Origin of the sequence: Paenibacillus sp. J5C2022, assembly GCF_025567625.1 — a bacterium.
Lineage (GTDB): Bacteria > Bacillota > Bacilli > Paenibacillales > Paenibacillaceae > Pristimantibacillus.
This window is the reverse complement of the sequence record NZ_JAOQJC010000039.1, coordinates 58,783-75,273: the sequence shown is the minus strand read 5'-3', so window position 1 is coordinate 75,273 and position 16,491 is coordinate 58,783. Positions and strand designations below refer to the sequence as shown.

The following is a 16,491-nucleotide window of genomic DNA, read 5'->3' as shown; positions in this document are numbered from 1 at the left end:
TAGCGCACAATTCCCACTACTTTTCCGCTTCTATGTGACCATTTTGAGCGATAGCTCCTACTTGCTTAGTAGCTAAGTAGTAACGAAAAATCGTACAAATCGGAGCAGTCAAGGCCGCCCGCAGCGGAGTTTGGAGGCAGCGGAGTTTGTTCATTGCGTTATCGTCGCAGACTGCCCTTTTCTTTCCAGTGGAATCAACAAAACCTTAACATGGCGTTGATGCCGAATTAACATACGGCGATTACGATAAGGACATGTTCATAGACGTCGTTGCCCAATTGTTAAACCGGTTTAACAATTGCGCTGCGGCTCCCTACATTTACAGCATATTGGAGGATTCAACTGTGAAAAAGAAAGCTTTACAAACAGTCGCGGCAAGTATGGTCATTGCGAGTCTTGCACTCACGGCATGCGGCAGCAACGGCAACGGCGGTGATTCGAATCAAGCGTCCAACGGCAACGGTACTTCACAGCAGAAAGAAGCTTCAGTGAAAGAGCTGCGCATTATGGCGGGTGTCGTAGGCGGCAAGACGCCGGAGGAGACCGACCTGTTCGAACAGGAGATTGAGCGTCTGACCGGCATTAAAGCCGACATTACGAAGCCGGCATCTGATTACAATACAAAGCTGACAACAGCCATCTCTTCCGGCGAGAAGTACGATTTGCTGCAGATTAGCAAGGAAACGATGAATACCTTTATCGATCAAGGCATCTTGACGCCGATAACAGACTTCGTGGAAGGCTCCGACGTCTTGTCCGACTCCAGCGTCATTCCTTCCGGCGAGTGGGCGCAAGTGAAGACGGAAGACGGCCAGATCTATGGCGTATTCAGCAAGTTCCAAGGCGGCACCATGCCAATCGTCAGACAGGACTGGCTGGACAAGCTCGGCTTGGACACGCCGGAGACGCTGGATGAGTTCTATCAAGTGCTGAAGGCGTTCAAGGAGCAGGACCCCGACGGCAACGGGAAAGAGGATACGTACGGCCTGTCGACAGCGGGATTGTATGAGATTCAAGGCTTTATGAGCGCGGCGGGCGTTAAGCAGAGATATGTAATGGAAGACGGCAAGCGTGTCATCCCTTATGCGACCGAAGCGGCAATTCCGGTATACGAATGGTTCGCCAAGCTGTACAAGGAAGGCATTATGGACCCTAACTTCGCTACGAACGATACCGGAAAGATGCGGAACCTGTTCCTGACCGACCGCGTCGGCATGGTTACGTATTGGGATGCATGGGTAGGCTTGTTCAATAATGCAAGGCTGCAAGAGGACCCGGACACGGCATTCCAGGCGAAGGGCATACCGGGACCGGCGGGACCGGGCGGCGAGATTATGCTGCGCCGCGGCGATCCTGACGTATGGGTCATTCCGGTCAATGCGGAGCATCCGGAGACGGCTATGGAGTTTATCGAGTGGTGGCATACGGAGCCGGGCATTATCCTCGGCAGCCTCGGCATTGAAGGCGAGGATTATGTGAAGAAGGATGGCCAATATGAGCTGACCGAGCTGGGCAAGGAGCATGGCATGGATCACGGCGTACCGTTCTGGTACAACGACAATGTCAAGCCGCCGTTCGGCAAGCTTCCGGGCGTCGAAGAAGCGCAGCAGATCGTGATGGAGCATGCTTCGCTGGAGCTGACGCTGCCGAATTGGACGGATGCCGAGAAGATTATTAACAATTATGCGATCCGGGCGATGACGGGCGAGATGCCTGCCGCTGAAGCTGTAGCCAAAATGCAAGACGAGCTGAAGCGTGCGGATCTGATCGACTAAATAGCGTACTATATAGCGTTACGGATGTTCGGAGAGTATGGCGATCCGCCATACTCTTCTTTTCTCCATGACATACAGAAGGCGGTGCAGCAACTTGAACGGGATGAAACGTTACTCTTCTCTCTATTTGATGATGATACCGATTATGCTCTATTTTCTCATCTTCACATATTACCCCCTTATTCGGGGCTTTATTATGAGCTTGCAGCAATTCCGGTTAATCGGGGATACGCCGTTCGTAGGCTTGGACAACTATATGAAAGTATTGAAGGACCCAGTGTTCTACGATGTATTCCTCAATACGATTGTTATTGGCGGCGGCATTCTCATTGCCGGATTTATCGCCCCGATTGTGATTGCGCTGCTGTTGAATGAGATCGCTCAGAAGGCGTTGAAGAAGTGGATTCAAATGGTCATCTACTTGCCGCATCTATTCTCGTGGGTTGTCATTGGCGGCATCTGGATATTCATGCTCTCCCCGGACGGCGGTCTCGTCAATGAGGTGCTGCTGGCTCTCGGCAAAGAAAGTCCGATACCGTTCCTCTCATCGGAGACGTATGCGAGGGGAGTTATGATCGCGTCGGCGACATGGAAGGAGATGGGGTATACGTGCATTCTGTTCCTGGCCGCTATCGTAGCCATTAATCCGTCGCTGTACGAGGCGGCGCGCATGGACGGAGCCAATCGTTGGCAGCTAGTCCGCTATGTCACATTGCCCGGTCTTTACTCCACGATGAAGGTTGTTCTTCTGCTCAATATGATGAGCGTACTGCGCATGTTCGATCAGATTTTTATTATGAAAAATCCGGCTATCGCCAAATATGTCGATGTCATTATGGTGTATACGTACGAGAAGGGCATTATGGAATTCAACATGGGCGTAGCTACGGCGGCCAGCTTTGTTGTCATTGCCTTAACGTTCATACTGACCATGATCACGCGGCTGGTAGTCCGATACGACAATTAAAGGGGGGACATGATGATGAAGAAAAGCTTCTCCGGCAAACTGTTCGACACGCTCAATATGATTATTCTGCTAGGCATTGTAGCGACGATGATTATTCCTTTTCTTAACGTAGTGGCGCTATCCTTCTCTTCCAATCTGGCCTCTATGTCCCCTTCCATTGTGCTATGGCCGAAGGAATTCAGCGTAGAAGGCTTTCAAACGGTATGGAACCGATTGGATCTGTGGCTTCCCTTCATGAACAGCAGCATCGTGACGGTGAGTGGAACTTTCATGCATGTCATGCTCAGTGCGATGGCCGGATATGTGCTTATCCAGCCGTACTTGCCCGGCAAGAAATTGATCCTTTCTTCGATTCTGCTCACGATGATGATCCCGCATGAAGCGATTATGATCCCTCTCTATGTTGTCAATAAGGATCTGGGCTTGATTAATTCGCTGTATGCGCTCATTATTTCCGGTATTGTGTCGGGCTTCAGCATTCTGCTCATGCGGAACTTCTTCACGATGGTGCCTTACGAAATGTGCGAATCGGCGCGCATGGACGGTGCGGGAGATTTCCGAATCTTCCTGACAATGTATATGCCCCTTGCCAAGGCGGGACTGGCGACCATTACGCTGTTCGAATTCGTCAGCCGCTGGAATCAGTTCACGGCCCCGCTGTTGTTCATTAACGACCAGAGCAAATATACGCTGCAGTTGGCTCTCAAGGCGCTTATTATCGATACGGACGCCACCTCCAGCAATTTCATGATGACGACCAATGTGAGGATGGCGGGTGTCGTGATCGCGCTTGTTCCGCTATTGCTCATCTATCCTTATGTGCAGAAGTATTTCGTCAAGGGCATTATGGTCGGGGCGAATAAAGAATAGCGAAAGAGGGTGTCGATCGTGTCACTGGAGAAAGAGTACGTGATAGAGCATATGTTCAGCCGTCATATCGATAAAAACGAGGAAAAGGGTTACATTGAAATCCCCTTCGAGCTGCCCGAGCATACAGAGAAAATCCACGTTCAAATGGACGGGGAGAGCTTGAAGGGCACGGGTGCCACCATTGATCTGGGAATAAAAGGACCGGGGAGAATGAGGGGCTGGAGCGGCGGAGCCCGAACGGAATTCTCAATCGGGTGGGAGAAGGCGACACCCGGCTACCTTCCGGGAGAGCTGTATGCCGGACAATGGGCTGTTCTGCTCGGAGCTTACCGCGTTCCCCAGGAAGGCTGCGAGGTGAAGCTGACGGTGACAGTTATGCTGGAGCACCCCCGTTGGCTGAAGGGAGATCTGCATACCCATACCGTTCACAGTGATGGCGCCTATACCCTTCGGGAAGCGGTCGGCATCATGGAGGACAGCGGCTGCGATTTCATCGCAACGACAGACCATAACACGGTTAGCCAGAACTTTGCTCACCCAGCCGATACGGATATTGTCTTGATTCCAGGCGTGGAATTGACAACGAATTACGGTCATGCCAATTTCCTCGGGGCAGCCGATCCTGTGCTGGACTACAGGGCGACAGAGATGGACGATGTGCACTGGCTATTGCGAGAAGCGAGAGAAGCCGGGGCGAAAATTACGCTGAACCATCCGCATTGCGACTATTGTCCTTGGGAATGGGATTTCGAGGTGGATTACGATTGGGTGGAAGTGTGGAACGGCCCTTGGTCCAGCCGCAATCAACGGGCGGTTGACTGGTGGCAAGGCCAGCTTGCCGCGGGCAAGCGGATTGTAGCCGTTGGCGGCAGCGATGTGCACCGGCCTGATCCGTGGGTGAAGCATGCGATGCCGGCGACGCATGTATTTGCAGCTTCCCGTACAGTGAACGGGATATTGGAGGGGCTTGATACAGGCCGCGTCTTTATGAGTTACGGTCCGGAAGGGCCCGAGATCGACTTTCGCATCGGAACGGCGATGACGGGAGATGCCATTCAGTTGCACGAAGGAATGGTCCTGCAGGCGGAATGTTCCGTGCAGCATGTGCGGCAAGGAGATGTCGCGAAGGTCATTACGGAGAACGGGGTGGAGAAGGAAGCTGTCGCGGAAGAAGACGGGAGCTTGGAGCTGACCTGGCCTGTTGCCGACAGGCTCTTCTACCGCGTTGAAGTGTGGCGTTACTTTCCGGAAGCGGACCGGACATTGATGGCGGCGCTCGGCAATCCGATCTACTTGAAGAAAGGGAACGACGATGAGCAAAATTGATGATGTGGCAAAGCTGGCCAATGTGTCCAAAGGGACAGTGTCCAATGTATTCAGCCGCAAGCGTCCGATAAGCGCAGAGGTGGCCAAGAGAGTGCTGGAAGCGTCCAAAAAGCTGAATTATGTGCCGAATCATATCGCCCGCAGCTTGGCGACAAAGCAGACAATGACGATCGGATTGAATATTCCATTCATCAACCATATTTATTTCAACAGCTTCCAAACGCATCTCATTAACGGTATAGTTGCCCGTGCGGCAAAGAAGAAATATCGCGTATTGCTGGATACTCTGTCGCAAGGCGAGCTGGATCTGCCCAATCTGTCCAGCCTGCCTATGGACGGCGTCATCTTGATCGATCCCGCCGAAGAAGACGAACGAATTGAATTGTTGCATCAATTCAACATTCCTTATGTCGTGATAGGCAGACCCGCGAATTCCAATATAGACCATGTCAGCTATGTGGACAGCGACAATGTGCAGATTGGCTACGATACGTGCCGTTATCTGCTGGAGCTTGGACACGAGCATATCGTATTTCTTAATGTTCCCGAGAAGATGACCGTTGCGGTCGACCGGAAGAAGGGCTTCGAGCTTGCGATGCAGGAGCAGGGGATTGACGAGCAGAGCTATTCTCACCATTTCCGGCCTCAGCTGAAGCTCGAACCGTCTGAATTCGGCTATTTGAAAACGATGGAGCTGTTGGGAGAGAAGAGAACGAAGGTGACGGCCATTATTGCCGACGACGAAAGCTTGGCGATGGGCGTCCTGCGGGCATTGACGGTATTAAAGCTGTCTGTTCCCGAAGATCTCTCTCTCATCGTGATTAGTGGCGATCCATCGCTGGCGCAGAAGACGGAGCCGTTGTTGACGACAGTCGACTTGCGCGCCTCGCGATTAGGCGAAGCGGCGGTCGATACGCTGTTCAAGAAGATGAATATTGTGCATGGCGAACCGGAGCCGGAGGGCATCATACAGGCGAAAATCATTGAGAAAAACTCATGCCGTCGAATGAAATAATGGGGCCATCGCACCCCAAAAGGGGCTTTCAGAACCTCCTTTCTTACAAATTATGCTATAATGAATGAAACACATACTGGGAGTCGTGTTTACGCACGGCTTTTTTTTCGTTGTAGTCCCCCTTCCCGAATCGAGAAACACGCCTAACCCAGGCCGCTGAATAATAAGTGAAAGAAAGCGACGGTGATCAAAATCGATGAATGGCAGATACGGTCCGGAGTTCATACAGAAGAGTAAGAAAAGAAACGGAAAGAGATTTCCAGGGAAGCTCGCTGCCGCTTGTCTTGGAGCCATCATACTAGCCTATTCCACCAGCACAATTCTGTACTATAGTGAATCGCCCCGGTCTATCCACTTCTTGTCGGCATCAACAGCTCCGCTTAATATTGCCCATCAAGGCGGCCGTCTTGCTCCCCCGAATACAATTGCAGCCTTCGATACAGCAGCTTCGCTAGATGTGGATATGTTGGAGATGGATATCCATATGACAAAGGATGGCGAGCTGGTTGTTCTACATGACGAGGATGTGGATCGTACAACAGACGGTACAGGCCCAACGGATTCCTATACGCTGGAGGAATTGCAGAAGCTGGACGCCGCCTATTCGTATCAGGATGAAAACGGTGAGTTCAGTTATCGAGGAAAGGGATTATATATTCCGACATTGAAAGAAGTGCTCGAGCGATACGGGGATCAATTTCTGTACAGTCTTGAAATAAAGGACGATTATCTGGGTGTAGAGAAGATGTTATATGAGATGCTGCAGGCGTATGGCTTGGAAAATCATGCAGTTGTGACCTCCTTCGACGATGCGATGATGAAACGTCTTGATAAGCTGTCGGAACATACAATAGCGCGAAGCTCGGGACTTTTCGAAGCGCTCCGCTTCGCCTTGCTGACGAAATTGTGGCTGCCAGGATTCTTCACGACGGATGCGAGTGTGGTGCAGCTTCCGGTTCGTATGAAAGGAGTCAGCATGGATAGTAAAAAAGTCATTGAATTCGCGCATAGGAATGGCTTGCAGGTTCATTATTGGACGATAAACGATAAAGAAACCATGAAGAGATTGTTGGATATTGGCGCAGACGGCATCATCACGGACAGACCGGATGTATTGAAGGAAGTGATCGAAGAATATGAGTTGAATGAATCAGGCAGTTTCTCATAGCCAGCCGAATCATTCGAAAGAGGAGTTACCAAACGCAATCTTGAAGCGAAACAATCGGAGGATGCCTATGAAAACGATACTAGTGACCGGCTTCGACCCATTCGGAGGAGAAACCGTCAATCCCGCATGGGAAGCCGTTCGCACGCTTGCGGAGCACAAGCATGCCGATTATCGAATAGAAGCCAGACAGCTTCCCACGGTGTTCGATAAGTCTATTGCGTTATTAAAGCAATACATGGAGGAAACTGAGCCCGATGTGGTCCTATGCTTAGGCCAGGCCGGAGGGCGTGCCACCTTCTCTGTTGAGCGAATTGCCGTTAATGTGAACGATGCCCGTATTCCCGACAATGAAGGAAAGCAGCCGATCGACACGCCTGTCGTGGAAGACGGGCCAACCGGCTATTGGACGACGCTGCCGATTAAAGCGATCGTAAGCGGGCTGAAGGAAAAGGGAATACCAGCATCCATCTCCCATTCAGCCGGAACGTTCGTCTGCAATCATGTCTTCTACGGCTTGATGCACGAGATTGGCGTTGCGAAGACCGGCGTGAAAGGTGGATTCATTCATATCCCTTATCTCCCGGAGCAAGCGGCACAGCATCCGGGCCAGCCCAGCATGGCATTGGACACGATTGTGAACGGGCTGGTTGTGACAATCGAGACCACCATAGCCACCTCTTCGGATATTGTAGAGGCGGGTGGGGACATTAGCTAAGGGCGTCTGAAGATAGTGTGCGGATCACCAGCTGGTGCAGGACGTCCCGACGGGTCTGCTAAGCGAGTGCTGCCGGCATAAGCCCTCATCCCCTCGGCCACCGATATGGGGAGACATGCCGCAGCATGGCAAGGAAGAGTGCCGCCCACTGCTCCAGCGATAGTGAAGCGACAGTCCGTTCGCGATCGACCCCTGCATGCTGCAGTACAGCTCTCAGTTGTGCCGGCGTGAATATGCCTGTCAGCGCATGGGCTGCCGCCAGCTTCGGTTCACGCAGCATATACGCCGCGAAGGCGGAGAATCGCCTTCCTTCCTTGAAGGGCACCAGGGGGTGTTCTCTTCGTGCAATGCAGACGATAGCGGCATCGACGCGCGGCGGCGGGGCGAAATGCGTACGGGGAATGACCGTTTTCATTTGGAATCGGAATTGCATTCTCCACATTAACAACCGCGGATTAAGCACCGCTCTTTGAGTAAACCCTATAGCCGCTCCTTTCTCCATAATCAACGCCCCCCGTTGAAAGCTCTTCCCCTCAACCCCTAGCAGCTTCTCGAGAATCGCAGTGGTGATGGAGAAGGGAATATTGGCGATGATACAGAACGGCTCCGACGGCAATCGCAATCTCCTTATATCGCTGTGGATAATATGAATATGGGGTGTGTCTTCCGCCTTAATGCGGAGCCTCTTGACGAACTCCGCATCGATTTCTACCGCGATCACCTTCCCGGCTCTGTCGGCTATTGGAAACGTGAGGCTTCCTTTGCCCGCCCCGATCTCCAGCACAGTATCGCTCTTCTTCACATGTATCGTTCCAATGAGCTGTCCGATCGTCCGCGGGTGATGCAGCAGATGCTGCCCGACGCGGTTCGGTTCCAATTTAGGTTGGCGTGCCGCTCTATTGTTCTTGTTTTTCTTGCGCATAGATAAGTTCCTCCCGAATTCGTTGATTTCCGTGGACAAACGAAAAAACGCAGACCTGTGCCTGCGCCGGATCAACGGAAATGGGAATGGAAATGGGAGTACGCCAATACCATATTGAATTAAACGGTTGCCGAAATGAAAACTGCAGATAGGAGTTGCAGATACAACAATGAACAGGCGTCAAGCTTCCCCTTTCACCTTAGTGAGGGGAGTATGCTTTTTCGCACGCCAAAAAGAGACAGACGTGCTGTCCCTTTATCCATCGTATAAGCAGCAGATGACCTGAAATGGGCAGACCGATTCCGTTTTGCTCCGCACGCAGGCAGAGTCTTTGTTCACTATGAAATTAGCGGGACAAAGTGACAAAACGCAATCTTCCGTAATTAACTGCACCCATCGTCAGGACAACCCTCCGTTCCTTGAATTGTGCTTATTGTAGCATATGGCGGTCCCAATAACGACGCGAAAAACAAATATATCCGTTTATTACCGGTGATACGCATCTGTAGCTGATAAAATCAAAAATAGGATGGAGGGGAGCTGTATGCTTGATAAAATGGCGGCACTTCATATCATCTACGAAGGGGCTTGCGTAGTTTGTGCGCAGGCTTCTTCATGATTCCAGAATGCGGATTGGGGACGCTCTTTTTTATCCCAGTGAAAATCCGTATAATAATAGGCATAACAGGTAGTATGAAAGGCGGAAAATGACAATGAATCATATTGTTTCTTTAAAGTGGCTGCTGGCCCGTATGTACGAGCCGGACGTTGTTATCGTAGACTGCAGATTTCTGATGGGGCAGCCGGATGCCGGCCGTGAGCTATATGAGACATCCCATATTCCCGGAGCGGTGTACCTGGATCTGGAGAAGGACCTGTCCGGTCCCATTGAAGAGCATGGCGGACGTCATCCGCTGCCGGATATCTTCGACTTGACGGTAGCGCTTAGCCGGGTGGGCATTAGCAACGAATCGCTCGTCGTCGCTTATGATGATCAAGGAGGAGCGATGGCTTCGCGCCTATGGTGGCTGTTGAAATATTTGGGACATGAGCGGGTATCTGTGCTTGACGAGGGATATACGGCATGGGTTGACGCTGGATTCCCGGTATCTTCCGAGCAGCGCGTGCTTATTCCCTCGAAGTTCCTAGCGGAGGTCCAGCATACGATGCTGGCGGAGATGGATGAGGTGAAGGAACTGCTTGGTCAGGAGCGCGTAACGATTATTGATTCGCGTGAAGGTCCGCGTTATCGCGGCGAGGTAGAACCGTTGGACCCGGTAGCGGGACATATTCCCGGAGCGATTAACCGCTTCTGGAAGGACGGTCTGAGCGATAGCGGCTCTTGGAAGGATGCAGCCGCACAAGCCGAGCGCTTCGCCGATCTGGATCGCGACGACGAGCTGATCGTCTATTGCGGCTCCGGCGTGACGGCGACTCCGAACATCATCTCCTTGCGGGAAGCGGGTTATACGAAGGTCCGTCTGTATGCGGGCAGCTGGAGCGACTGGATTAGTTATGAGGAGAATCCGGTTGCTGTTGGCAATGAGGAGAAGAAAAAAGACGAATAGTAGTATGCGAATCGGAGTACATCCCCATATGGACGATGTACTTCTATGCTTTGTCTTCAGGGTCTCTGAAGTCAACACGGAGTCAACTCTTGCTCTCTGAAAACATTTTTATGAGCCCTCCAGACCAGGCACGGATCGAGCTTCCGCTCAGCTTTGCTAGATACATCGAACAGACCACCAGAAATGAGCATCCTCGAAGCTGTACATGCACAAAGATGGCCGATCAGCTCCATCTTTCTCGGTAGAGCTCTAACTTGCCTATTGTGTAAAAAGCTTTAAGCAACGACTGTTAAACCTCCACGAGTAATCAACATCAAATCAACAGATTAGAAAGAGAAAAACAGAAATTTCACCACTCCGCCTCTTACAAATTATGCTATAATTAGACAAGCACGTGGAATGGCTTGCAAGGGTGGTCGGCTACCTCTCGTTGAAGGGAGGGATGCCCATGGAGGTTAAAGACGCTTTGACGTTGATGATCGGTTTTGGTGCGCTTATAGTAGCGCTGCTGACGCTGGTTGTTGCCATCATCGCAATATTTAATCAACAAAAATAGACCGCCCCCTGCAAGGTTACGGTCTACTCTCGACTAGTTAACTGAAGCCGACCGCCTTTGAAGCGGTCTACTGTGCTGTCGGAGTCGTGTTGGTAGCACGGCTCCTTCTTTAGTTTTATTATAACGGCGTGGATATATACATGCAATACGATAATGGTTTAAGCACATATTCGGCAAGTGTACATAATAGAAATCAATCACATGTTGCCGCTGCTTTAGGAAAGGAAGATATTATGCAAGATAAAGTAGAGGGGTTAATTCATTATTATTTCGAGGACGCTCCTAATTATTCTGCTGAATCAGTCCCATTTGGTCTAACAAACTTGACGAAAATAATTAACATCAATGAACGAAAATATGTCATTCGAATCTATAATCAATTTACCAAAAGTATGCCTAGTATCGAACTTGAATCAAAAATTACATCTTATTTGAGTCATCAAAACCTTTCATTTCAAGTGCCTGTATTTATCCGGACAATCAGCGGAGACGATTACGTACGATTTCCAGATGGAACATTAGGTGCTATGGTATCTTTTCTTAAAGGTCATGCTCCTGATTTGGCTGAGGTGCACCATGCTGAAGAATTCGGTCGGATTGTCGGCGAAATCACATCTGCACTTGGGAAGTTTGCAGACGCAGACGGGTCTTTTACCTACTACGGAATCCCGTTTTCGAACATATACAGTATTCATCCACTTGCAGACATTCCTTCAGTAAAGTCTTTTTTCGAGGAGCCTCCTTTTCACATACCGGGGGGCGACGTCGCATTCTATAGTGAAATGATATTATCCGTTAAGAATTCAATTGATCTGTTAGAAAAGCTGCCTAAACAATTTGTTCATCATGATTTATTGGTGTTCAACTTATTGGCTCATGAAAATAAAATTAAAGGTGTTTTGGATTTCGATTTCATTTCGCTTGATGTGAGTTTCATGGAGTTTGCTATTTGCCTTAATCATGTTTTACAGATGTCCAACGGATCTCTGGAAATGGCTGAGGCATATATAAGGGGGTATGCTAAATACCGCAAAGCCTCATCGGAAGAGATTACTTACCTTCAACTCTTGACTCAGATTTATCATATTGCAGTTCTTCATATTTATATTGGCCAGCATTACTCTGGAGTAAATGTTGAACAAAATTTCAACTATATCCTCAATCAATTTAAAACAAGAAATGATTGGTTAACTGAACAAAGCTCCCCCCTGCAGCGAATGTTCGAATCCTACTTGCTATGAAATCCGCAATCGTTTGGTATTTAAAGAGTTTTTCAGGTCAGAATCGACAGCTGGAGCGATTGGATTTCGTATAGTGAGAATCCAGTTGCCACCGGTGATAATGAAAAGCCAAGCAAGGCATAGTATTATATACATCACAAATACATCGCCATGGTGTTTGCGTGCATTGGCGATGTTTTTTTGTTCCATGAAGTCAACATAGAGCCAACATTCGTTATTTGAAATTACTTTCATAATGCCCGGAACAAGCGCTAACAGAGCTTCTTCGCAGCTTTGCTCATCCATCTTACAGACCAGCAGTTAAGCATATTCGACACTGTATATACATAAAGAAGGCCGGTCAATCCCCCATTCTTATTTGTTAGCTCAAAAATAGATGGATTCTTCACTCAGTTTCTTACAAATTATGCTATAATCAGACAAGCACGTGGAACGGCTTGCAAGGGTGGTCGGCTACCTCTCGTCGAAGGGAGGGATGCCCATGGAGGTTAAAGACGCTTTGACGTTGATGATCGGTTTTGGGGCGCTAATTGTAGCGCTGCTGACGCTGGCTGTCGCCATCGTCGCAGCGATTAACCAAAAGAAATAGACCGCCCCCCTGCAAGGTAGCGGTCTATTTCTGATCGTTTCACCGAAGCCGACCGCCTTTGAAGCGGTCTATTGTGCTGCTGGAGTCGTGTTAGCGCACGGCTCCTTCTTTAGTTTTATTATAACGGCGTTCGTTTATTCATGCAAACAGAGATTAAGCAAGATGGAGTGTGATAATAATGCTGAATATGGATGACACGACCATTTCTTTTGACCATGAAGTAGATACAGATGCGTACTGTTCGAATCGGAAATCGCCGACGATTAATCAGGAGTGATTTTCTGTAATAAATACGAAACACAAGATTATGATCAACTGAAATGATGATTCATTCAAAAGAAGATGAAGAGGTTGCTGCTTTGTGGCGCTTCTTTTTTTGTTTTTGAAAACGGGGTAAGTACACTTCATTCTTTAAGAATCCTTTAAGTATTACGGATGGAAGCTGATGGTACTATTAAGTTCAATCAAGATTTTACCATTCAGCCAATGATAGAGGAGTTGTCAGAAAGTATGTTTGATCAATGGGAAAGAAAAGCCGAAATCTCGCGAAGGTTTGTAAGGTTTACCTTAATGTTTTGTATGATGATCGCATTGCTGCTAGCGGAAGGATTGTTTGAAAATAAAGTAGAGGCATCTGTGGGGAATGTCGTGTATGTAGACAATACTGCGATTGGTGCAGGGGATGGCAGCAGTTGGGATGACGCCTATACGAATCTGCAGATGGCCATTGAAGCAGCAGAAGAAGGAGATCAAGTTTGGATTGCAACGGGTATCTATATTCCTACGCTATTGATGGAGGGGTCTGAAGATTTGAGGTCCATTCATTTCCATATGAAAAACGGCGTCGAGATTTATGGGGGATTTGCAGGAGATGAGGATTCGACAACCTTTGATTTGAGGGATCGAGATTTTGCAGCAAATGAAACGATTCTGAGCGGCGATAGGAATCAGGATGATGATGCAAGCGACTTCTCAACTAAGGATGAGAATGCCTATCATGTCTTTTATCATGCGGACAATATAGTCAGCCTGAATGAAACTGCTGTTTTAGATGGCGTGACCATTTCTGGGGGGAATGCCAATGATCCAGACTACCATAATAGCGGCGGCGGAATGTATAACGATAATAATGATCCTACAATTAGAAATGTAACATTTAAAAATAACAGAGCTTTGAATTTCGGCGGGGCTCTATATAATCACATAAGTAATGTCGATTTATCTCATGTCCGAATGATGGGTAATATTGCCGGTAATGGCGGTGGATTATTTAGTGAAAATAGCAAAAGTGAATGGATTAATCTTATTATTAGCGGTAATAATGCGATTAGTTCTGGCGGGGGATTGTACCTAAAAGATGATCGTTCCACGCTTGTGAACGTACTAGTTAGTGGGAATGATGCGAAAACTGCTGGCGGCATATACGCGGAAAGCGGCGATTTAACGCTTGTTAACATAACCATTAGCGGGAATAAAGGAGTGAATAATACGGGAGGTATATATTTCCCGTATGACGCTGACAATGTTGATGGCGTTACCCTTTACAATAGTATAGTTTGTGGCAACAATGGGAAGTTTGCACCGGACTATTTGGGAAATGTGAAATTCGAGAATAGTTTAAATGCTGCAAGTTCTACCGGATCTTGTTTGGATGCGAGAAATATAATTCTGTTACCAGCCAGTATTTTCGTAAACCCTTCAAATGGGGATTATCGTTTGCGAGATTCGTCCCCTGCAATTAATGCAGCAGATGCTGGCATTTTTTCGGACGGAGGTATTCTGTCTCATGTTAAAACGGATTTGGAGGGGAAGCCCAGATTCATAAATGATGGATTAGATGCAGGAGCCTATGAATCGTCTCTCCTTAGTGTTAATGCTAGTGCTAATCCTGAGGGCACCGGTACTGCTGAAATTTATGAATTTGGTCCTTTTCGTTATGGTCATGCTCCTATTACATTAACGGCCACCCCAAATGAAGGTTATGAATTTGTGAATTGGACCCTGGCCGATGGAACATCTACTGGACAAGTAGTATCCGAGGAAAGTGTCATTAGCTATGAATTGTCTGGTTCCGCTGTTACTTTATATGCTAATTTCGCAGCATTGGTTGAAGTTAGTGCAACGTCGGCAGTGGATATAGAAGGGACAGTCGCGGGGGGAGGGAATTTTGCAATCGGTCGGGAAATAACCGTTTCAGCGATACCAGGTGAAGGGTACCGCTTTGTGAACTGGACGGAAGCGGATGTAGAAGTGTCGACCGATGCGAGCTACAGCTTTGAAGTGACGGGAGCGCGGGCGCTTGTGGCTCATTTCGAATTAATTTCTTATGAAGTATCTGTCGCAGCTGCCCCGGCAGAAGGGGGAAGTGTAGAAGGAGCGGGAGACTACGAGCATGGCAGCGAAGTGACGGTTACTGGGGAAGCAGAAGCAGGATATGCCTTTGTGAACTGGACGGAAGCAGATGTAGAAGTATCGACTGATGCGAGCTACAGCTTTGTAGTGAATGGAGAGCGGGCGCTTATTGCTCATTTCGAACTAAATTCTTATGAAGTATCTGTCGCAGCTGCCCCGGCAGAAGGGGGAAGTGTAGAAGGAGCGGGAGACTACGAGCGTGGCAGCGAAGTGACGGTTACTGGGGAAGCAGAAGCAGGATATGCCTTTGTGAACTGGACGGAAGCGGATGTAGAAGTATCGACTGATGCGAGCTACAGCTTTGTAGTGAATGGAGAGCGGGCATTAATCGGGAACTTCAAGAAGCTGCCCCCATCTTATACGGGTATTATTAATCCCACAGTAAAGCGATGTGACGCGGATCTTTGTAAAGAGGTCGAAGTGGATCAAGATTCTACATTCGAATTTGAGGGATGGACTTTTGAAATTCCAATGGAAACGTGGCAAGAACCCTATGAGATCAAGATCAATAACATAATCGATTCGGGAGAATTCAATCTTCCTGATCCTTTCATTATGTTGAGTTATGTCATTGAGGTGAAATCTTCATTGGATGTGGATGTACTGCTTCCTATCACATTATCTGCGGCATTCGATCAGGATCTATTGCCAGAAGGAATGATTCCGGTTATACAATATTATGACGAGGATACCAATGAATGGGTGAATACAGACGCAACTATAGATGGTAATGCTATTTCGATAAAAGTGAAGAAGTTTGCTACATTCGCCGTCTTAGTTGTCAACGAAGATGAGGCTGCGATGGAAGCAGTGTTCAGTGACATGGCTGGACACTGGGCGGAACAGGATGTATTACGGGCTTGGGACAAGGGATTGGTTCAAGGCTACCCAGACGGAGAGTTCAAACCCGACGAATCTGTTACGCGCGCGCAATTCATGATGATGCTGTTCAATTTGCTGGATAGAGATAAAATCATATCCGATAAGCTGAATTTCAAGGATAAAGCTGATATTCCCGACTATGCGATAGAGGCGATGAAGTTTGCAATTTCTGAAGGGATCCTGCACGGTTATCCGGATGGAACATTGCGCCCCAATCAAGAGATTACACGCGAGGAAATGGCTGTAGTCGTAGCACGCGCCTTGGAATTGCCGCTTCATCCTGAACAGAAAACTGGATTCCGAGATGATAATCGTATTGAAAATTATTCCAAGTCGGCTGTGCAAGCTGCTGTTGCAGCTGGATATATACAAGGACGGAGCGAGAACCTTTTCCAACCGAAGGAGACAGCAACGAGAGCTGAAGCTGCGGTCGTTATATTGAGAATATTTGAAAATCAGGTCTGAAGGAATTGAAAGTCAGTTGC

General features: G+C 48.6%; 14 protein-coding genes. 12 read left to right on the top strand and 2 right to left on the bottom strand.

Annotation, left to right across the window (positions count from 1 at the left end):
• Positions 1-344 precede the first annotated feature (344 nt).
• The 7 genes from M6D81_RS24830 (at position 345) to pcp (ending at position 7,836) form a co-directional block, all read left to right on the top strand.
• Complete coding sequence (locus M6D81_RS24830; protein ID WP_262679864.1) at positions 345-1,775, top strand: extracellular solute-binding protein; 1,431 nt, start codon at positions 345-347, stop codon at positions 1,773-1,775.
• Between the two features lie 103 nt (positions 1,776-1,878).
• Positions 1,879-2,742, top strand: coding sequence for an ABC transporter permease subunit (locus M6D81_RS24825; RefSeq protein WP_262679869.1), 864 nt, complete (start codon positions 1,879-1,881; stop codon positions 2,740-2,742).
• A 9-nt stretch (positions 2,743-2,751) separates the two neighbouring features.
• Positions 2,752-3,612, top strand: coding sequence for a carbohydrate ABC transporter permease (locus M6D81_RS24820; protein ID WP_262679863.1), 861 nt, complete (start codon positions 2,752-2,754; stop codon positions 3,610-3,612).
• Positions 3,613-3,630: 18 nt separating this feature from the next.
• On the top strand, positions 3,631-4,938 hold the full coding sequence (locus M6D81_RS24815) for a CehA/McbA family metallohydrolase (RefSeq protein ID WP_262679862.1): 1,308 nt from the start codon (positions 3,631-3,633) through the stop codon (positions 4,936-4,938).
• The gene (locus M6D81_RS24810) at positions 4,925-5,953 is read left to right on the top strand and encodes a LacI family DNA-binding transcriptional regulator (RefSeq protein WP_262679861.1); all 1,029 of its coding nucleotides are present in this window, start codon (positions 4,925-4,927) and stop codon (positions 5,951-5,953) included. Before M6D81_RS24815 ends, M6D81_RS24810 begins: the two co-directional genes overlap by 14 nt.
• Positions 5,954-6,149: 196 nt before the next feature.
• Complete coding sequence (locus M6D81_RS24805) at positions 6,150-7,121, top strand: glycerophosphodiester phosphodiesterase family protein (protein ID WP_262679860.1); 972 nt, start codon at positions 6,150-6,152, stop codon at positions 7,119-7,121.
• 67 nt (positions 7,122-7,188) lie between these two features.
• Positions 7,189-7,836: a pyroglutamyl-peptidase I gene (gene pcp, locus M6D81_RS24800; protein ID WP_262679859.1), complete on the top strand. Its 648-nt coding sequence runs from the start codon at positions 7,189-7,191 to the stop codon at positions 7,834-7,836.
• An 85-nt stretch (positions 7,837-7,921) separates the two neighbouring features.
• On the opposite strand, the gene erm is transcribed toward pcp, so the two are convergent.
• Positions 7,922-8,758: a 23S ribosomal RNA methyltransferase Erm gene (erm, locus tag M6D81_RS24795; protein WP_262679858.1), complete on the bottom strand. Its 837-nt coding sequence runs from the start codon at positions 8,756-8,758 to the stop codon at positions 7,922-7,924.
• Between the two features lie 713 nt (positions 8,759-9,471).
• Here erm and M6D81_RS24790 point away from each other — a divergent pair.
• The 3 genes from M6D81_RS24790 to M6D81_RS24780 all read left to right on the top strand — a co-directional run bounded on the left by M6D81_RS24790 (position 9,472) and on the right by M6D81_RS24780 (position 12,123).
• A complete protein-coding gene (locus tag M6D81_RS24790) occupies positions 9,472-10,326 on the top strand; it encodes a sulfurtransferase (protein WP_262679857.1) in 855 nt (284 codons plus the stop codon).
• A gap of 448 nt (positions 10,327-10,774) precedes the next feature.
• A complete protein-coding gene (locus M6D81_RS24785; protein ID WP_262679856.1) occupies positions 10,775-10,882 on the top strand; it encodes a putative holin-like toxin in 108 nt (35 codons plus the stop codon).
• Between the two features lie 140 nt (positions 10,883-11,022).
• The gene (locus tag M6D81_RS24780; RefSeq protein ID WP_262679855.1) at positions 11,023-12,123 is read left to right on the top strand and encodes a phosphotransferase; all 1,101 of its coding nucleotides are present in this window, start codon (positions 11,023-11,025) and stop codon (positions 12,121-12,123) included.
• On the opposite strand, the gene M6D81_RS24775 is transcribed toward M6D81_RS24780, so the two are convergent.
• Complete coding sequence (locus M6D81_RS24775; protein ID WP_262679854.1) at positions 12,118-12,408, bottom strand: hypothetical protein; 291 nt, start codon at positions 12,406-12,408, stop codon at positions 12,118-12,120. The two genes, M6D81_RS24780 and M6D81_RS24775, sit on opposite strands and share 6 nt — an antisense overlap.
• 196 nt (positions 12,409-12,604) lie before the next feature.
• Here M6D81_RS24775 and M6D81_RS24770 point away from each other — a divergent pair, with 196 nt between their 5' ends.
• On the top strand, positions 12,605-12,712 hold the full coding sequence (locus tag M6D81_RS24770; RefSeq protein WP_262679853.1) for a putative holin-like toxin: 108 nt from the start codon (positions 12,605-12,607) through the stop codon (positions 12,710-12,712).
• 435 nt (positions 12,713-13,147) lie between these two features.
• Positions 13,148-16,471, top strand: coding sequence for an InlB B-repeat-containing protein (locus tag M6D81_RS24765; RefSeq protein ID WP_262679852.1), 3,324 nt, complete (start codon positions 13,148-13,150; stop codon positions 16,469-16,471).
• Positions 16,472-16,491: the final 20 nt, after the last annotated feature.